The sequence below is a fragment of the Flagellimonas sp. genome, assembly GCF_965233845.1.
Classification (GTDB): domain Bacteria; phylum Bacteroidota; class Bacteroidia; order Flavobacteriales; family Flavobacteriaceae; genus Flagellimonas.
The window spans coordinates 3817526-3834262 of record NZ_OZ247584.1 but is presented as its reverse complement, the minus strand read 5'-3'; the positions used below and the strand labels follow the sequence as shown (position 1 = coordinate 3834262).

20 protein-coding genes and 1 tRNA gene are annotated in these 16737 nt (G+C 42.7%); 11 read left to right on the top strand and 10 right to left on the bottom strand.

From position 1 onward, the window contains the following. Nucleotides 1-139 precede the first annotated feature (139 nt). Nucleotides 140-213, bottom strand: a tRNA-Ala gene (locus ACO6S0_RS17095). A gap of 55 nt (nt 214-268) precedes the next feature. Then, nucleotides 269-1066 carry a universal stress protein gene (locus ACO6S0_RS17090; RefSeq protein WP_422349519.1) on the bottom strand — a complete coding sequence of 266 codons (798 nt, stop codon included), beginning with the start codon at nt 1064-1066 and terminating at the stop codon, nt 269-271. A gap of 53 nt (nt 1067-1119) precedes the next feature. On the opposite strand from ACO6S0_RS17090, the gene ACO6S0_RS17085 reads away from it, so the two are divergent. The 6 genes from ACO6S0_RS17085 to ACO6S0_RS17060 all read left to right on the top strand — a co-directional run bounded on the left by ACO6S0_RS17085 (nt 1120) and on the right by ACO6S0_RS17060 (nt 5479). Beyond that, nucleotides 1120-1620: a GNAT family N-acetyltransferase gene (locus tag ACO6S0_RS17085; protein ID WP_422349518.1), complete on the top strand. Its 501-nt coding sequence runs from the start codon at nt 1120-1122 to the stop codon at nt 1618-1620. Nucleotides 1621-1632: 12 nt separating this feature from the next. Next, nucleotides 1633-2967: an MATE family efflux transporter gene (locus tag ACO6S0_RS17080; RefSeq protein WP_422349517.1), complete on the top strand. Its 1335-nt coding sequence runs from the start codon at nt 1633-1635 to the stop codon at nt 2965-2967. A 49-nt stretch (nt 2968-3016) separates the two neighbouring features. Further along, entirely contained in the window at nt 3017-3784 is a 768-nt protein-coding gene (locus tag ACO6S0_RS17075; RefSeq protein ID WP_422349516.1) for an enoyl-CoA hydratase/isomerase family protein, read from the top strand. 123 nt (nt 3785-3907) lie between these two features. After that, on the top strand, nt 3908-4336 hold the full coding sequence (locus ACO6S0_RS17070) for a DUF3592 domain-containing protein (protein ID WP_422349515.1): 429 nt from the start codon (nt 3908-3910) through the stop codon (nt 4334-4336). A gap of 34 nt (nt 4337-4370) precedes the next feature. Beyond that, nucleotides 4371-5138: a UDP-2,3-diacylglucosamine diphosphatase gene (locus ACO6S0_RS17065; protein ID WP_422349514.1), complete on the top strand. Its 768-nt coding sequence runs from the start codon at nt 4371-4373 to the stop codon at nt 5136-5138. After that, nucleotides 5135-5479 carry a cupin domain-containing protein gene (locus ACO6S0_RS17060; protein WP_422349513.1) on the top strand — a complete coding sequence of 115 codons (345 nt, stop codon included), beginning with the start codon at nt 5135-5137 and terminating at the stop codon, nt 5477-5479. The genes ACO6S0_RS17065 and ACO6S0_RS17060 overlap by 4 nt, the downstream gene beginning before the upstream one ends. Here ACO6S0_RS17060 and ACO6S0_RS17055 read toward each other — a convergent pair. The 4 genes from ACO6S0_RS17055 to ACO6S0_RS17040 form a co-directional block, all read right to left on the bottom strand. Then, nucleotides 5476-6732 carry an MFS transporter gene (locus tag ACO6S0_RS17055; protein WP_422349512.1) on the bottom strand — a complete coding sequence of 419 codons (1257 nt, stop codon included), beginning with the start codon at nt 6730-6732 and terminating at the stop codon, nt 5476-5478. The two genes, ACO6S0_RS17060 and ACO6S0_RS17055, sit on opposite strands and share 4 nt — an antisense overlap. A 6-nt stretch (nt 6733-6738) precedes the next feature. Then, nucleotides 6739-8442, bottom strand: a complete 1704-nt coding sequence (gene recJ, locus ACO6S0_RS17050; RefSeq protein WP_422349511.1) for a single-stranded-DNA-specific exonuclease RecJ — start codon at nt 8440-8442, stop codon at nt 6739-6741. Nucleotides 8443-8529: 87 nt separating this feature from the next. After that, nucleotides 8530-8820 carry a GIY-YIG nuclease family protein gene (locus tag ACO6S0_RS17045; RefSeq protein ID WP_422349510.1) on the bottom strand — a complete coding sequence of 97 codons (291 nt, stop codon included), beginning with the start codon at nt 8818-8820 and terminating at the stop codon, nt 8530-8532. Between the two features lie 174 nt (nt 8821-8994). Then, nucleotides 8995-9417, bottom strand: coding sequence for an OsmC family protein (locus tag ACO6S0_RS17040; RefSeq protein WP_422349509.1), 423 nt, complete (start codon nt 9415-9417; stop codon nt 8995-8997). A gap of 96 nt (nt 9418-9513) precedes the next feature. On the opposite strand from ACO6S0_RS17040, the gene ACO6S0_RS17035 reads away from it, so the two are divergent. From ACO6S0_RS17035 to ACO6S0_RS17025, 3 genes are all read left to right on the top strand, one after another. After that, nucleotides 9514-10116, top strand: coding sequence for a carboxymuconolactone decarboxylase family protein (locus tag ACO6S0_RS17035; protein ID WP_422349508.1), 603 nt, complete (start codon nt 9514-9516; stop codon nt 10114-10116). Nucleotides 10117-10466: 350 nt separating this feature from the next. Then, nucleotides 10467-11996 (top strand): dienelactone hydrolase family protein, encoded by a 1530-nt coding sequence (locus ACO6S0_RS17030; RefSeq protein WP_422349507.1) that lies wholly within the window; start codon nt 10467-10469, stop codon nt 11994-11996. Between the two features lie 399 nt (nt 11997-12395). Beyond that, nucleotides 12396-12968, top strand: coding sequence for a DinB family protein (locus tag ACO6S0_RS17025; protein WP_422349506.1), 573 nt, complete (start codon nt 12396-12398; stop codon nt 12966-12968). Nucleotides 12969-13004: 36 nt separating this feature from the next. Here ACO6S0_RS17025 and ACO6S0_RS17020 read toward each other — a convergent pair whose 3' ends face one another. Then, on the bottom strand, nt 13005-13490 hold the full coding sequence (locus ACO6S0_RS17020; protein ID WP_422349505.1) for a hypothetical protein: 486 nt from the start codon (nt 13488-13490) through the stop codon (nt 13005-13007). A gap of 268 nt (nt 13491-13758) precedes the next feature. On the opposite strand from ACO6S0_RS17020, the gene ACO6S0_RS17015 reads away from it, so the two are divergent. Together ACO6S0_RS17015 and ACO6S0_RS17010 are read left to right on the top strand one after the other, a co-directional pair. Then, a complete protein-coding gene (locus ACO6S0_RS17015; protein ID WP_422349504.1) occupies nt 13759-13980 on the top strand; it encodes a hypothetical protein in 222 nt (73 codons plus the stop codon). Nucleotides 13981-14359: 379 nt separating this feature from the next. Beyond that, entirely contained in the window at nt 14360-14944 is a 585-nt protein-coding gene (locus ACO6S0_RS17010; protein WP_422349503.1) for a Crp/Fnr family transcriptional regulator, read from the top strand. 272 nt (nt 14945-15216) lie between these two features. Here the strand turns inward: ACO6S0_RS17010 and ACO6S0_RS17005 are convergent, their stop codons facing one another. The 3 genes from ACO6S0_RS17005 to ACO6S0_RS16995 all read right to left on the bottom strand — a co-directional run bounded on the left by ACO6S0_RS17005 (nt 15217) and on the right by ACO6S0_RS16995 (nt 16731). After that, nucleotides 15217-15792 carry a uracil-DNA glycosylase family protein gene (locus tag ACO6S0_RS17005; protein ID WP_422349502.1) on the bottom strand — a complete coding sequence of 192 codons (576 nt, stop codon included), beginning with the start codon at nt 15790-15792 and terminating at the stop codon, nt 15217-15219. Nucleotides 15793-15880: 88 nt separating this feature from the next. Further along, nucleotides 15881-16354: a YHS domain-containing (seleno)protein gene (locus ACO6S0_RS17000; RefSeq protein WP_422349501.1), complete on the bottom strand. Its 474-nt coding sequence runs from the start codon at nt 16352-16354 to the stop codon at nt 15881-15883. A 26-nt stretch (nt 16355-16380) separates the two neighbouring features. Beyond that, nucleotides 16381-16731, bottom strand: a complete 351-nt coding sequence (locus ACO6S0_RS16995; RefSeq protein ID WP_422349500.1) for an SPW repeat domain-containing protein — start codon at nt 16729-16731, stop codon at nt 16381-16383. Nucleotides 16732-16737: the final 6 nt, after the last annotated feature.

The following is a 16737-nucleotide window of genomic DNA, read 5'->3' as shown; positions in this document are numbered from 1 at the left end:
AAAGGATTAAAAAGCATAGAAATAGCCCAATTTGAATCAAATAATACCGAGCTTAATTTAAAACCAGTTTTGCGTGCAAATTGCGTGCAAATGAAAAAAGCTCCAAAAGTTAAAAACTCTTGAAGCCTTACTGTTACTGTGGAGAATACCGGATTCGAACCGGTGACCTCTTGCCTGCCAGGCAAGCGCTCTAGCCAACTGAGCTAATCCCCCAGAGAGCGCAAAGGAAAGACTTTTTATGAAAGTTTCAAAATAGGAATGCCTAAGCCTACACTTTTTTAACGCTTAGGACCAAAACAGGAATGGGAACAAAAAACTCAGACTTGGGAATGGTGTTCTTTTCCCACAATTTCTTGAAGAACCCACGTTTTCTTCGGAACACGCAAAGCATGTCCGGTTGCTCTTTTTGAAAATATTCCAAAACACCCAAATAGGTAGATGCTTGCTCTGTAATGTTCAATTTTTGACTAAGATCCAATAAGGCCGTATTAACCTGTAAATCTTCCTCAGAATAGCCAGGTCTTTTTACCAAAAGCAAACTTATGTTGGCCCTGAACTTATCCTTTATGGCCACCAAGGGATTTAAAACACGACTCCGTTTTAAAATTCCGGAACCAAAGGCGGTCATTATACTTTTTATGGGCTTGAATTTGGTTCCTTTGGGCACCAATAGTATAGGTATGTTGGTCTGTTTCACTATTCTACCAGAGGTATTCCCCAAATAAAGTTCTTCTTTGATATCGTTGCTTCGAGGGGCCATAATAATCAAGTCTACGCCCAGCTCCTTATGGATGCTTTTCAACCCATCCACGATATCACCATTGTAAGTGGCTATTTTAATGTCCACCTTACCGGTATTCACCGTGTCAATGACCTCCTTTATTTGCTCTTTGCTACTTTGGGCCACTTTTTGTTCCACGTTGGCCAAACTTCCTGCTGCGGATATGACCGTAATCACATCCATGACATAGACCTGCGCCCCAAACTTTGCGGCAAAGTCAATGGCGTATTGAAGCGTGTCGGAAGAATTAGGGGAGGTTCCAATGGGTACAAGAATGTTGTTCATGCGTTGGCGGTTATGATTATAGCTTAAATTTACAATTAAATTGAAACCAATCCATGATAAGACTCTCAAAGATATCAGATATTGAAGGTATTCTTGAAATTACGCGTGCTTGTGCGGCAAAAATGGAGGGCGATGGAATTTATCAATGGAATGAACACTACCCCTCAAAACAAGCCTTTGTGCAAGATTTGAAAAGAGATGAGCTCTATGTAATGGAAGTTGAGGGCAAGCTAGTTGGGGCAATTGTGGTTTCCACTTTTATGGACAAAGAGTATGTCCCTATTCAATGGTTGACACCCAACGGTAACAGCACTTATATTCATCGAATTTGTGTGGACCCCAAACTTCAGGGCAAAGGATATGCCCAAAAACTAATGGATTTTGCAGAAGAACTATCCAAACATAAAGGATTCACTTCCGTAAGGCTGGACACCTTCTCCCAGAACAAGAGAAACCAGCGGTTTTATGAACAACGCGGATATCAAAAACTGGGGAATATCTTCTTTCCCAAACAAAGTAGCCATCCTTTTCATTGTTACGAACTAGTGCTGTAACTTGCATCGACTTTGGCAACGACAGTTAACTTAAAAAGCATCAACCAGCTGGCAATTCCGGCCACCATTTCAGGGATTGCGGAACCCATTCTTTCCATAACGGATACGGCAATAGTGGGCAACATTCCTGTTGATGGACTTGAATCCCTGGCCGCTGTGGGCATCGTAGGTTCGTTTTTATCCATGCTCATATGGGTCTTGGGCCAAACACGAAGTTCTATTTCGGCTATTATCTCGCAATATTTGGGTGCAGGAAAATTGGAGGAGGTAAAAAACCTACCTGCCCAAGCTATTTTTTTCAACATTCTGTTGAGCATTGTGGTCCTGCTCTCAACGATTTTCATTATTGAGGAAATTTTTAGTTTGTTCGAAGCCTCGGGCAAAATCTTGGAATATTGTATCTCGTACTATTCCATACGGGTCTGGGGATTTCCGCTAACGCTGTTCACTTTTGCGGTCTTTGGTATTTTTAGAGGGCTGCAGAATACTTTTTATCCCATGATCATTGCATTGATCGGAGCAGCCCTAAATATTGTTTTGGACTTTGCATTTGTATATGGCATAGAAGGAATTATCCCGGCCATGTACTTGGATGGCGCAGCTTGGGCCAGCCTTATTTCCCAAGCCGTAATGGCCTTGATGGTTTTTGTGCTGCTCATCAAAAAAACCGAGATAAGCTTAAAATTGGTCTTCCCATTGAACAAGGAACTAAAGCGATTAATTTTTATGAGCCTCAATCTATTTGTTAGGGCTCTTGCGCTGAATGCGGCATTGATCATAGCGGTCAGGGAAGCCACTGCCTTGGGTGATCGTTTTATAGGGGCGCACACCATTGCGATCAACCTATGGTTGTTTGCCGCCTTTTTTATCGATGGATATGGCGCCGCGGGCAACAGCATGGGCGGAAAATTATTGGGAGCGCAGGATTACAAAGGACTTTGGCGATTGGCAACCAAGATCATGAAGTACGGAATGGTGGTAAGCCTAATTTTAATGCTTCTCGGCTTTGTATTTTATTATTCCGTAGGAGAAATTTTCTCCAATGATGTAATTGTTTTGAACACCTTTTATAGCATTTTCTTTATCGTTATTCTTGGTTTGCCCATGAACACCATGGCTTTTGTTTTTGATGGCCTCTTTAAAGGACTTGGGGAAATGAAGTATTTAAGGAACGTTCTGCTTTCCGCTACATTTCTTGGGTTTGTTCCGGCATTGTATTTGGGCAAATATTTGGGTTGGGGTTTTTATGCCATTTGGATCGCCTTTGTGGTTTGGATGATGATCAGGGGACTGGCATTGGTCTGGAAATTCAGAAGAAAATTTAAGCCGTTGGTGCAAAACCGTTAATTTAGTAATCTTATATTCTGAGTTCTTACAACTGATTGCTAAAAAATATATGTCAACCAAGAGAATAAACGGAAGTCTCTACACAAAAATTGAAAACAATATTGCCTGGATCGAGTTTGGACATCCTGCAAGTAATTCGTTTGTTTCAGAATTGTTGGCCAGGCTTGCATCTGAATTTGATAAGATTTCCCAAAACAAGGAAGTTTCTGTAATTGTTTTAAGATCGGAAGGAGAAAGGGCTTTCTGCGCAGGCGCCTCTTTTGACGAATTGGTGGCCATTTCAAATCTGGCGGAAGGCAAGGCATTTTTTGCGGGCTTTGCCAATGTGATCAACGCCATGCGAAAATGTAACCAACCCATTTTTGGGCGGGTTCAGGGTAAAACGGTTGGTGGAGGAGTAGGTCTTGCTTCGGCATGCGACTATGTATATGCCACTGAAGCTGCCTCGATCAAGCTATCCGAAATTTCTATTGGGATAGCACCCATGGTCATTGCTCCCGCAGTGGAGCGCAAAATGGGGAAATCAGGTCTGGCAGAACTTTCCTATGCGCCCACAGAATGGAAAAACGCATATTGGGCCAAGGAAAAAGGACTATACGCCAAGGTGTTTGATTCCATATCCGAAATGGACAAGGAGTTGGAGTTTCACGCTCAAAAAATGGCAACCTATAACGCTGAATCACTTGCCGAGATGAAGCGTGTACTTTGGGAAGGCACTTCGCACTGGGATCAGTTGCTTATGGAAAGGGCTGAGGCATCTGGAAAACTGGCTTTATCACCAAACACTAAAACAGCATTGGAAAAGTTCAAAAAATAAAAGCATGGACATTCTTTCATATTTAAATAGCGATCTTGTTTTCCCCATGTTGGCCTTACTGGTCATCGTGGTTTATATTGTAACCCGGGTACGGAACAAAAGAAGGTATAAACGATAGCCGAAATGGCAGCAAAAAGGTACACCATGTGGATTTTGTTGTATGGGTTCTTCTTTGTTCTAGGCTTGATTCTGGCATCGTTTGCAGCGCAGCAATATCGGAAGACCCAAAAATTGCTGGAAGAAGGTATTAGGACAACGGCCGTGGTCACCACTCTTTTGACCAACAGCGATAGTGATGGCAACACCTATACTCCAGTTTTTGAGTTCAAGGACCGGTCCAACACCACCCAAACCTATAAAAGCCCAATTAGCTCTAGCCCCCCAGCATATCGGGTGGGAGATAAGGTGAAAATTGTTTATGACCGAAGGGACAGCAGCCATGTGAAAACCGTTACTTTTTGGGGACTTTATCGCGTTAGTGTCATTCTTTTCATGATTGCATCACCGCTATTGGTTATAGGAGGCAGCTATTTGCTTTACACTTACAGATAAGTTTCCGCTCAGTTATTGGTTATCTTTAACCCCAATGAAAGACCTAACACTACCAGAAGGAAAGAAAGTCTATTTTGCAAGTGACAATCACTTGGGTGCACCCACCAATGAAGACAGCATGCCCCGGGAAAAAAAATTTGTGGCTTGGTTGGACTCCATTAAACAGGATGCGGCGGCCATTTTTCTAATGGGGGACCTCTTTGATTTTTGGTTTGAATATAAGACCGTAATCCCAAAAGGATTTACCAGAACACTGGGCAAGCTGGCAGAACTTTCGGATAGAGGTATCCAAATCACCTATTTTGTAGGCAACCATGATCTCTGGATGAATGGGTATTTTGAAGAGGAACTAAACATTCCGGTCTACCACAAACCGCAGCAATTTTTGATCAACAACACCTCTTTCTTTGTTGGCCATGGAGATGGCTTGGGGCCAGATGACAAGGGCTTTAAGCGGATGAAAAAAGTCTTTACCAATCCCTTTGCGAAGTGGTTGTTCAGATGGCTTCATCCAGATTTGGGCGTAAAGCTGGGGAGGCATTTGTCTGTAAACAATAAAATCATTTCTGGGGATGCGGACGCCAAGTTTCTTGGGGAAGACAAAGAATGGTTGGTGCTCTATGCCAAGCGAAAATTGGAAACCCAACACTACGATCATTTCATATTTGGACACAGACATTTGCCCATGGAAATCAAGCTCAATGAAAAATCTACCTATACCAATCTTGGGGACTGGATTTCCTACTTTACGTATGCCGTTTTTGATGGTGAACAATTAGCTTTAAAAAAGCTGGAGGAATGATAACATCCAAAGAAAACAGTGAGCATTATTTCTGGGGAGATAAATGTAGCGGTTGGCATTTGGTAAAGACTGAAAGTCTCAGTATCATTGAGGAGTTGATGCCGCCCAACACCAAAGAAAAGGAACATTATCATCAACACGCCCAACAGTTTTTTAGAATTTTAAAGGGAACAGCCACTTTTGAAATAGCAAACGAATTGGTACAGGTTCCTGCGGGATCGGGAATCCACATTCCTTCTGGCACACTCCATAGAATCAGGAACGATCAATCGGAAAATTTGGAGTTCATGGTCATTTCCGAACCCAATACCCGAGGAGATAGAATTGAAGATCCATCCTAATCCTTATTGTGCTCTTCCACATCTTTTGAAAGGTCCAACCGCCTAAAACTTGGGGAAACAATGGCGGTTGTTCCCGTGGTCAAAATGGTCATAACACCCCCAAAAACCACGGCGGTTACGGTGCCCAATAGTTTGGCCGCCAATCCGCTTTCAAAAGCACCCAATTCATTGGAGGATCCCACAAAAATAGAATTAACCGAAGCCACTCGGCCTCTCATATTGTCCGGGGTTTTCAATTGTAAAATGGTCTGTCTGATGATCATGGAAACACCATCTACAGCGCCGCTTAAAAATAAGGCTGCAACAGACAGCCAAAAAGAGGTGGAAACCCCAAAAACGATAATACAGACACCAAAGGCAAACACGGCCCATAATAATTTACTCCCTGCGTTTTTGTGCAATGGAAATCTGGTGGATCCCAACATGGTCAGGGCAGCCCCAACCGCGGGTGCGGCCCTTAAAATACCAAACCCTTCCGACCCTACATGCAAAATATCCTGGGCATAAATGGGTAAGAGGGCTACCGCTCCACCAAACAATACCGCAATCATATCCAAGGTGAGGGCACCAAAAATGGCCTTGCTGCTAAAAACAAATCGTAATCCGTCTTTTAAGCTTTCAATTACTGGCTCTCCTATTTTAGGATTCAAGATGGGTTTTCTGGAAATCCGAAGGAGGAAAATGAGCGCGACCAATGAAAATCCAAAAATCAAACACATGGACCAATGCACCCCGATCCAACCAATACTGAATCCCGCTAAAGCGGGCCCCATAACCGAAGCCACTTGCCATGTGGAACTGCTCCAGGTAGCGGCATTTGGGTATATCTTTTTGGGAACGATCAAGGCAATCAACGAAAAAACAGTAGGGCCAATAAATGCTCGGACCAGCCCTCCAAGAAAAACCAAGAAATAAATGGTGTACAAAATGGTATTAGGGGCCAATTGGGTTTCCAAATCGGGATCACTTATAAAAAAAAGCCCCAAACTAACTACGGAAAACGCCAAAATGCATTTGATCAACAGATTCCGTTTTTCCTTTTGATCAACAACGTGACCTGCAAATAGGGCCATACCAACAGCTGGAATAACTTCCATCAGCCCGATAATACCTAGGGAAAGGGGGTCTTTGGTCAAAGTGTACACCTGCCATTCAATAACGATGAATTGCATGGACCACGCAAAGACCATGGCAAAGCGAACCATCAAGAATATGTTGAATTCCTTATATCGTAAGGCTGCGTATGGATCCATAGCGATTTAACGAAGGTCCCTGAGCTTCAATTGAAGGTTAATAGTTCCGTTCCATTCATTTTCTTCCAAAGAAAATACTGCATTAAAAATACCTTTGTTTTTAACCTTGTCCAATCGGGAACCCAAGTTAAATCCTATAGCCCCATATGACTTTTCAATACCACTCAGTGGGTTGGCTGATTTAACCCTAAGTTTCAAGTGCTTTTCATCTTCGCCCACCCCTTTGGCATACCCAGTATCCATTAGTTTTTCGGCGATAAAAACGGGTGTCATGTTTCCGGGACCAAAGGGAGCAAATTGTTTTAGGATACGCATTAATCTTGGACTTATTTGATCCAGGCCAATCTGGGCATCTATGGAAAGTTCGGGCTCCAGCAGCTTTGGGTTAATGGTTTCTGAAACCACTTTTTCAAAATGCGCTTTGAAGTTTTTATACTGCTCTTTGGAGAGCGTGAGCCCCGCGGCATATTTATGCCCTCCAAATTGTTCCAAATATTCGGAGCATGCCTCTAGGGCATTGTACACATCAAAACCCTTTACGGAACGCGCGGAAGCTGCTAGTTTGTCTCCACTTTTGGTAAAAACCAAGGTAGGTCGGTAGTAGGTTTCCGTAAGTCGGGAGGCCACAATACCAATGACTCCTTTGTGCCAGCTTTCATGGAATACTACCGTGGTAAATTGGTCTTCTTCCCCATGGTCCCGAATTTGCTCCAGAGCCTCTTCGGTAATCTTTTTGTCCAGATTTTTCCTGTCGGCATTGTATTTCTCTATTTCCGAAGCGAACTCTCTGGCGACTTCCAAATCGGACTCTACCAGTAGGTTTACGGCATGCTGCCCATGTTTCATTCGCCCGGCGGCATTTATCCTGGGGGCAATGATAAAAACCACATCGGTTATGGTTAAGGATTTTTTGTTGATTTGTTCGATGATTGCCTTGAACCCGGTTCTGGGGTTGCTGTTTATGACTTGAAGTCCAAAGGAAGCCAGAACCCTATTTTCACCGGTAATGGGAACAATATCAGCACCAATGGCAGTGGCCACCAAATCCAGATAGGGAAGCAAATCTTTGGCGGTCAGTCCTTGTTTGGAGGCCAAAGCCTGGACCAGCTTAAATCCAATTCCGCAACCGCAGAGTTCTTTATAAGGGTATGCACAGTCTTCCCGTTTTGGATCCAAAACGGCCACTGCTTCTGGCAGGTGTTCTCCAGGCCTGTGGTGGTCGCAAATAATAAAATCCACCCCTTTCTCCTTGGCATAGGTCACCTGATCAATAGCTTTTACGCCGCAATCCAAAGCAATAATCAAGGAAATATCATTGTCCGTTGCAAAATCTATCCCTTTAATGGACACGCCGTAGCCTTCAGCATACCGATCGGGAATATAGGTGGCAACGTTGGGATAAAAGCTCAGAAGATAAGAAGACACCAAGGCCACCGCGGTCGTTCCATCCACATCATAATCACCATAAACCAATATATTCTCATTGTTTTCAATGGCAGATTCAATGCGTTCCACGGCCTTGTCCATATCCTTCATGAGAAATGGGTCGTGCAAATGGGTCAATTCCGGGCGGAAAAACGTTTTAGCCTCCTCATAGGTGGTTATTCCTCTTTGAGCCAACAAATGGGCCACCAGCGGTTCGACCTTTAGTTCTTTGGCAAGGTTTTCAATGGTGTCAGGATCAGGTGTAGGTTTTATGGTCCAGCGCATAATGAATTTGGATTATGATCAACGTCAGTTCGAGTTTTTCGGGCTGGACTGAGGAAGAAGGCCAGATTGAAAAGTATCGAGAACAAGTTATGGAAATTTCTTTTTAGCAAGATTTGGCAAGAGATGATAATTTTCTTCGATTAACGCTTCTTTCTTTGCCCTTGACCATTTCTTGATCTGTTTTTCTTTTTCAACAGCTATTTTGATAGATGTAAACTCTGAATAAAAGACCAAAACAACAGGCCGTCTCCAAAAGGTATAACTCGAGGAGTATTTTCCTTCAGCATGTTCTTGAATGCGGTTTCCAAGATTGGACGTGACACCTGTATAATACGTGCCGTCTGAGCATTTGAGGATATATAAATATGATTTTTTCATTTTCTACCCCACTGACTTCTCGATACATCCCGAAACAGGTTCGGGACACTCGAAGTGACGTTACACAAATCTTGGAATGATTTATTTATGAGGTCGAATTATGAGCTTAAATGTAATTCAATTTTTTTACTTGAATCTTGAGTTTGAACCTGTATTTGTGCTTGAGCCTTGAACTTATTTATGATGAAAAACCGTGTTGATATCCAATTCGGCAAACCTTCTGAACATTTCCATGACACCACAATACTTCTCAACGGACAGATCAATGGCTTTTTGCAATTTATTCTCGTTCAAGTTGCTGCCATGAAAATGGTACTCAATAACCACCTTGTCATAGTATTTGGGATGCTCATCCGTAAGGTTGGCAATGGTCTCAATACTGAAATCATCCACCTCCAATTTCATCTTTTTGATCAAGGAGGCCACATCCAATCCGGAGCATCCTGCCAGGGAGGAAAGCATCAAGGCTTTGGGTCTAAACCCTTCTCCTTTTCCGCCATCATCAGGGCCTGCATCTATTTTAAAAGTATGTCCCGAGGGGTTGTTACTTTCAAAGGCCATTTCGCCCAACCATTTGGTAGTGATATGATTTGTCATGAAGTCAATTTTTTGTTTCTTGTAGCTTTCAAAAATACAAAAAGAGATGTCTCGATTGCGCTCGACATGACATTCTTTAAAATCTAAAAATTCTACATGGCATTAGTAAACCCCCTAGATCCGAACCACGACGCAGAGACCAAAAAACTTGCTGAATTCTTTAATGAAACCTTGGGCTTTTGCCCCAACTCGGTTTTGACCATGCAGCACAGACCCGCCATTTCAAAGGCATTTATCAACCTGAACAAAGCGGTTATGGCCAATGAAGGCCGGGTGACTTCGGCACTAAAACGGATGATCGCCTGGGTAAGCAGTAATGCCACAGGGTGCAGATATTGCCAAGCGCATGCCATTCGTGCTGCCGAACGTTACGGCGCGGAACAGGAGCAATTGGACAATATTTGGGAATACCGCACCCACCCTGCTTTTTCGGAAGCGGAACGTGCCGCATTGGATTTTTCCTTGGCAGCCTCCCAAGTGCCCAATACCGTTGATGCCAAAATCAAAGCGCGCTTGTACGAACACTGGAACGAAGGTGAAATTGTGGAGATGCTGGGGGTGATTTCCCTGTTTGGATACCTTAACCGCTGGAACGATTCTATGGGAACGTCCATAGAGGATGGCGCTGTAGAAAGCGCAGAACAATATTTAGGGGGAATTGGTTGGGAAAAAGGAAAGCATGACGGGTCTAGATACTAGATATTAGACGCTAGATTTGAGACATTAGAACGCTTCGCTTTTAGACATTACGGCTCTGGTGTAGTTTGATGAAATCCGCCAGTTTGAGTGTCCCGAACGGGGTTCGGGACGTATCGAAAACAAGAATTTCAATTCAACCGCAGGTCTCGATAGTTCTGCTGAGCTTACCGAAGTACGTTTTTTTGACTTCGACTATGCTTACACTAAAGCTTCAGCAACACACGTACGCTCAGCCAACAAAAATCACTCGAACTGACGTTTTATGTTATTCTTGGTTATAAGTGATTATGAGGAATAAACTGTAACAATTCTCAAAAACCAGTATCTTTTTTGGAAACGTAGTTTCCAAGATGATTCTTAGAGCTGTTCTCATTCTGATTTTGTTACAGACCAATCACGTATTTGGTCAAACCTCGCTGAAGCAGATAGACTTAACCAACGGAAAACACAAAGTAGGGTTTATACACTACACCACGGCTGATAGCACCAGAACCTACAACCGAATCTACGATTACACCAATACCCAAATTGCTCGGCCAATTCCCATCAGCATTTGGTATCCAGCTGACCAAGTAAAAGACGAATCCGAACAGATAACGGTTTTGAACTACCTGGAGATTTTAAAGGAAGAGGAGGAATGGGAACATCTTCCCAACGAGCAAATATTAAATTGGTTTTACTATGCCAACACCCTGGCAAATCAGAAACACCTAAAAGAAAAGACTACCGCTTACCTCAAAGCAGGATTTGCCGAGGGCAAATTCCCTGTGGTGGTATACACCCCAAGTTTCCAAGCCTCTTCCATAGAGAATTTTGCACTTTGTGAATATCTGGCCAGTCATGGCTATGTTGTTATCTCAAGCCCCAGCCGGGGAACCGAAAATCGTTGGTTTGGTAACAACAACCCTAAAGAAATGGAAACGCAGGCCAGGGATGTGGAGTTTTTAGTAAAGGAGATTTCCAAATTCCCGTTGGCTAACACGGACAAAATTTCTGTAATGGGATTTAGCTTTGGTGGCCTTGCCAACATCCTTGCACAAACAAGAAACAAGCGTATCAAAGTAATTGTGAGTCTAGACGGTACGGAAAGGTATCAATATACCCTGCTAACAAAATCCCCTTTCTTCGATGCTGCCAAAATAGATGTGCCGTACATCCACATGGCCCAAAAGGACATTCCCGAAATTGTGCTTAGAGAAGACAATATTGATTCAGTGCTCAATACTAGATTTGACCTGTACGATAGTATTTCGAAAAGCAAGGCGTACCGATTAAAATTTCATGATCTGACCCACTCCTATTTTAGTACGCTTGGGGTTCTTTTTCAGCAAAGGGATACTAGGCAAGATAAAAGTGATGCTGAAATCATGGAGTCTTATAAATGGGTATCAACCTACGCGCTAAACTTTTTAAATGCCTATTTGAAAAATGATGATAGGGCTTTGGCGTTCCTAGAAAACAACCCTTCGGACAACGGGGTTAGGGAAGGATTGATATCCCATACGTACAGAGAACCTAAGCCAGAACCCTTGTCCTTTAAGGATTTTAACGATCTGGCATCAAAACAGCACTATGAAAACCTCTATGAGTTATATCAGTCCTTGAAGCAAACGAGTTCATCCTTAGAACTTCCGGAGGGGAATCTAAATACGCTGGGATTGCAACTCGTTTTTAATCCTGAGACTTCGGAGCAGGGCATAAATGTCTTCTTGTTGGCAGCGAAATTGTATCCCAATTCTGCCAATTTATTTGATAGCTTGGCCGAAGGTTACCTGTATCTAGGAAACAAGGAAAAAGCCATTGAGAGTTTTGAAAAATCGCTGGAGTTGAATGCCCAAAACCAAAATGCGATTGAGCGATTAAGACAGCTCAAACATTAATGTGGAAATAGGGAAGCGCAACAGGTCAAGATGTTAGACATGAGATATTAGACTTTAGATTTGAGACCGCTTCGCTTTTAGACATTACGGCTCTGGTGTAGTTTGATGAAATTCGTCAGTTTGAGTGTCCCGAACGGATGTTGAGCGAAGTCGAAGCATGTTCCGGGACGTATCGAAAACAAGAATTTCAACACAAACACTGTTCTCGATAGTTCTGCTGAGCTTGCCGAAGTACGATTTTTCGTTCCTCAAAATCACTCGAACTGACGTTTTGGGTTAAAATGTAATTCAGGTGCTGAAATCCGGTCTCAGATTTCTGAAAGCACTATTTCTTGATTTGCATCAACATTTATTGGCCCAACTTGCCTGAACTTTGTTGGCATCAAAAAACGAACAGTTATGGCAAGCTTGCTTATCACTTCCGAAAACCAGATTCAGCGCTTAAACCAGATTGTAAACAAGGTAAAAGAGCTCCAAGCATTGGATGTTTCCCAACTGACCACCGCTCTCCACTCAAAATCATGGAATGTGGTTGAGGTCATAGAACATTTGAACATTGCTTATGGGATTTATATGCCCAAACTGGACGAAGCTTTTTCCAAAATGCCCAACCTAGATGCTGCCCCAAACGAATTTAAGGCCAGAACATGGCAAAAGTTTGTGATTGCCGGCCAACGGCCCAAAAATGGGAAGCGAAAATGGAAAATGAAGACCCTAAAACGATTTGAACCTTTGCTGGACAACCCATTGGCCCAAGAAAAAATAGATGCTGTTTTTGAAACTTTTTTTGCCCGTCATGCCCATCTTAAAGAGGCCATTCTTAAAAGTAGAAACAAGGATGTGACCCAACTCAAGATCACTTCCGCCATTGGCCCTATTGTCAACTTTTATTTGCCCGAATGTTTTGAGTTTTTACTCTGCCATTTGGAACGGCATATAGTGCAGATTGATGAAATTTTGGGGCAACAGTAAAGCAAAATGAGTTGTAGCTAATTTTACCAGCAGCTTTTATTTGTAATCCCGTCCAAAAACAAAGTAAGATTCTGCCAACCACTTAACGGTTTGCGGTTCTAACTCTGTTTTTTTTCTGTCAATTCGTTCAACCAAGTAGCCATTTTCAAAATAGAAATCACTATCGGTCAACGTATCCAATTTTTGTTTATCTAGCCCACTTTGTTTGTATTGCCGAATATTTGCAAATACTACAGTGTCTTTTTGAAAATAAAACTCGTAGTCAGTGAGCGAGTCATTTGACATAGCAATGTTTGCATATACCTTTAGAATGATGCTGTCCTGGTCCATAACCGTATAAATATCAAATCCGCCAATTGCATCCATTCCATTTATTTCCGATTCAAACTCGGTAATCGATTCAATTAAATCAGTTCTAGATTCGATTTTAGAAATCCAATTTTCAATTTCTGATATTTTTCTCTGTTTCTGACAACCGAGAAGAAAAATTCCAAATATTAAGGTTAATGACAACTTTTTCATCCGATAAGTGAAGTTACCGGTTTTTGACGTAAAAATCCCACCATTTTATTTTAAGCCGTATCTTTAGAGTGCGAAACGTATTATTGCAGATGCCTTTGACCATGGTCGAACTAGATATGGTATAGGTAAATGGGTACAAACCCCAGGACTGTGCAAGGCAATACCTTGATACATTCTACAATTCCATTTCCTTTTTGTTTAACTTTTTAATCACCTTATTATGAGAAATGGTGAAGAGAATCAACGGTGTCCGAAATGCAATTCGCGGATGACAAAGGGCAACGTACCAAAACTTACCCCCGCACAAGTAAAACTGTTGCAGTATGTAGATGCTCTGGATGGGCCCAATAGGGTAAAAGCCCTAAAATGGGTTCACGACGTGGTGGTCTACGACTCCAATGAACCCTTGTACTGCGAGGAAAAAGAGGCGCTGTACCAAGTAAAGGTGCTTTGGCAGCTAATCGAAGAGACTTTTAACAATGGGCAATGAACAATGTTCAATGAAAAATGAGTATAAGGAAGGTGGTCAAAAGGTTTGGTTTTCGTCAAACTGAACTAGCTTGTGCTGAATTTAGTTCAGTATTTCAGTTTCCCATAAACAATGGTACCTATCTAGTGAGATTCTGAAATGAATTCAGAATGACGTTTTCAGTTGCTTTTTGGACTGCCTTTCTTGATGTAGTTACTGTAGAGTGTGACTGCAGTCGAAACCTAATCCGAGAAACTAGTCCTAAATACTTCTCGATGCTCTTTCGACTGCCTGCCCTCCGCAAAAGACTCTGGGCCGGCGGGCGCTCAGGATGACGTCTCGAAGTGACATTGGGGACAGGATTATTTTGGTTTATTTTTGAGAAAAATACCCTTCCGCAATGGATGATTCCTCATTTGCCCAATTAAAAGCATTCTTTTCCCAAGTTCAACTTAGCGCAGAAGATGAAGAACATTTTAGGTCTTTGTGGTCCGTGAAAACATTTAACCAATACGACCTCATCACCGAAGCAGGCAGTATTGAACGCTATTTCTATTTTGTGCTGGAAGGGGTGCAAGCCATCTACATCCTCAACGAAAAAGGGGAAAAGGTGGTTTTGGGTTTTTCGTACTCGGGAAGTCCATCTGGAGCCTTTGACTCATTCATTAAAAAACAAGCTTCGGATACTTTTTTGGAAGCCTTAAAACCTTCAAAAATGCTGGCTATTTCCTATGAAGATTATCAAAGCTTGTTTGAAAAACACCAAGAGTTTTATGTATGGGGGCATGAATTTTTTCAAAACATCTTGTTTGGAAGATTGCACAGAGAAGTAGAGCTTTTGACCTTATCTGCCGAACAACGGTATAAAACTTTTATGCAACGATGCCCAGATGAACTTAAGGTAATTCCCCAGAAATATTTGGCCTCTTACCTCAACATGAAACCAGAGACTTTTAGTCGGTTGCGGGCATGTATCTCTTATTAATAGACATCTCGATACTTTCCAGAACATGCTTCGACTATGCTTACGCTAAAGCTTCAGCGACACGCGTACGCTCAGCATCCGTTCGGGATACTCGAAGTGACGGCCTAAAGAAAGCTTCCGTCGGGTTGAGTTATTTTCTGCCAGGTCGAGCGCAGTCGAGACCTAATTCGAGACACAAGTCTTAAATGACTTCTCGATGCTCCTTCGACTGCCTGCCCTCCGCAAAAGACTCTGGGCGGCGGGCGCTCAGGATGACATCTCGAAGTGACAATCTAGGTGTTTAGCTGTCCGCTTATCTGTTTTTGAAGTTCAGGAACGACTTTGGATTCAAACCAAGGGTTCTTGCTCAACCAAAATCGGTTTCTGGGAGATGGATGCGGCAACACAAAATATTCAGGAGCGTAGTTGCCAAAATTCCGAACCGTTTCCGTCAAGTTTTTTTCCATCCGATTTCCCAAATAATGGCGTTGCGAATATTGTCCAATCAAAATCGTCAGTTTTAGATTGGGCATTTGATCCAAAAGCTGTTGATGCCATTGGGGTGCACATTCGGGTCGCGGGGGCAGATCCCCAGATTTTCCTTTCCCTGGATAACAAAAGCCCATGGGCATTTGGGCTATTTGGGTTTCATCATAAAATGTTTCATCCGAAACGTCCATCCATTTTCGGAGCTGTTTCCCACTTGGATCATCCCAGGGAATTCCTGTTTGATGCACTTTGGTTCCTGGCGCATGACCAATGATCAGGATTTTGGCATTGGGGTGCGCTGCAACAATGGGCCTAGGCCCCAAAGGAAGGTGGGCCTTGCAAATTTCACAACCTCGGATGTTGGCTAAAAGGGTTTTCATTGCTTGAGCTTGGAAATTACATAAAAGTGCGAAATACCCCAACAAAAGAGCTGCCGGGGTATCTCATCACACAACCAATCATGAAGAACTAGTTATAGGTGTTTTTAAGCTTGCTCCAGTTGGTATTGGCCTTGGAAACCAATTTTTTATGGTTATTCTCGGCCAACCACAATTGCTGGGCATCCAATTCTATATTGTAGAGGTACAAAAAGTACTTTCCATCCTTTACAATAAATTTGTTGGGGTCTGGTCTAAACTTGGCACCTGCATACACTCCAAAGGCGCAGTATCCGCCATATTGTGGCATGTATTTGTTTGGATTGCTGTCGAACTTTTTCTTTTGTTCTGCGTTGGTGAAGTAATAAACCACCTTTTCGTGTTCCGACTTAAACTCCTTAAGTCCCTTTTGCGCAATCCCCAAATCCAGATAGGAGACCGGACTGTACCCTTGAAGGGCAATGTTGCTGTTGTCAATGTTGTTTGCTTTTTTGTCTTGGGCAACGGCCATGTTTACGGTAACCATTGCAAGCATTAGTAATGAGATGTTTTTTAAAATTTTCATTGTTTTTGTTTTTAAATTGTTTTGAATTATTTGCTCGCGCTAAGCGATACCACTACAAAGACCACTGTGGCGTTGAACCAATAATAAGCCGCATCCAGCCCGGTAAAACCTAGGGCAAAAGGGATGATCATAAAGCTTACGGCAACCACTAGATCGATGGCCAAATGGCCTTGGAACGGAATTACCCGTAACAAGCTAAATCTGTAATCTGTCAACAGGCTGGCTGCAAAAACAGCAACCCCGGATAGTACGGAAATCCAGATAGCCAGATGGGAAGATGCTCCCAAATTTAACAGGAAGGGTGCGATCATTAGACCTAATCCTGCAGAATAATCCGCTACCCCATGAAGCGTGGGCGTGATAAACCTGAGTTTCATGTTGAA

Excerpts from the sequence above, each read along its gene's own strand:
- ACO6S0_RS17055 (WP_422349512.1), bottom strand. The coding sequence starts at position 6,732 with ATGGATCCATACGCAGCCTTACGATATAAGGAATTCAACATATTCTTG.
- ACO6S0_RS17010 (WP_422349503.1), top strand. The coding sequence starts at position 14,360 with ATGGATGATTCCTCATTTGCCCAATTAAAAGCATTCTTTTCCCAAGTT.
- ACO6S0_RS17030 (WP_422349507.1), top strand. The coding sequence starts at position 10,467 with ATGATTCTTAGAGCTGTTCTCATTCTGATTTTGTTACAGACCAATCAC.
- ACO6S0_RS17060 (WP_422349513.1), top strand. The coding sequence starts at position 5,135 with ATGATAACATCCAAAGAAAACAGTGAGCATTATTTCTGGGGAGATAAA.
- ACO6S0_RS17090 (WP_422349519.1), bottom strand. The coding sequence starts at position 1,066 with ATGAACAACATTCTTGTACCCATTGGAACCTCCCCTAATTCTTCCGAC.
- ACO6S0_RS17020 (WP_422349505.1), bottom strand. The coding sequence starts at position 13,490 with ATGAAAAAGTTGTCATTAACCTTAATATTTGGAATTTTTCTTCTCGGT.
- ACO6S0_RS17015 (WP_422349504.1), top strand. The coding sequence starts at position 13,759 with ATGACAAAGGGCAACGTACCAAAACTTACCCCCGCACAAGTAAAACTG.
- ACO6S0_RS17070 (WP_422349515.1), top strand. The coding sequence starts at position 3,908 with ATGGCAGCAAAAAGGTACACCATGTGGATTTTGTTGTATGGGTTCTTC.
- ACO6S0_RS17040 (WP_422349509.1), bottom strand. The coding sequence starts at position 9,417 with ATGACAAATCATATCACTACCAAATGGTTGGGCGAAATGGCCTTTGAA.
- ACO6S0_RS17075 (WP_422349516.1), top strand. The coding sequence starts at position 3,017 with ATGTCAACCAAGAGAATAAACGGAAGTCTCTACACAAAAATTGAAAAC.
- ACO6S0_RS17005 (WP_422349502.1), bottom strand. The coding sequence starts at position 15,792 with ATGAAAACCCTTTTAGCCAACATCCGAGGTTGTGAAATTTGCAAGGCC.
- ACO6S0_RS17035 (WP_422349508.1), top strand. The coding sequence starts at position 9,514 with ATGGCATTAGTAAACCCCCTAGATCCGAACCACGACGCAGAGACCAAA.
- ACO6S0_RS17000 (WP_422349501.1), bottom strand. The coding sequence starts at position 16,354 with ATGAAAATTTTAAAAAACATCTCATTACTAATGCTTGCAATGGTTACC.
- ACO6S0_RS16995 (WP_422349500.1), bottom strand. The coding sequence starts at position 16,731 with ATGAAACTCAGGTTTATCACGCCCACGCTTCATGGGGTAGCGGATTAT.
- ACO6S0_RS17045 (WP_422349510.1), bottom strand. The coding sequence starts at position 8,820 with ATGAAAAAATCATATTTATATATCCTCAAATGCTCAGACGGCACGTAT.
- ACO6S0_RS17065 (WP_422349514.1), top strand. The coding sequence starts at position 4,371 with ATGAAAGACCTAACACTACCAGAAGGAAAGAAAGTCTATTTTGCAAGT.
- ACO6S0_RS17025 (WP_422349506.1), top strand. The coding sequence starts at position 12,396 with ATGGCAAGCTTGCTTATCACTTCCGAAAACCAGATTCAGCGCTTAAAC.
- ACO6S0_RS17085 (WP_422349518.1), top strand. The coding sequence starts at position 1,120 with ATGATAAGACTCTCAAAGATATCAGATATTGAAGGTATTCTTGAAATT.
- recJ (WP_422349511.1), bottom strand. The coding sequence starts at position 8,442 with ATGCGCTGGACCATAAAACCTACACCTGATCCTGACACCATTGAAAAC.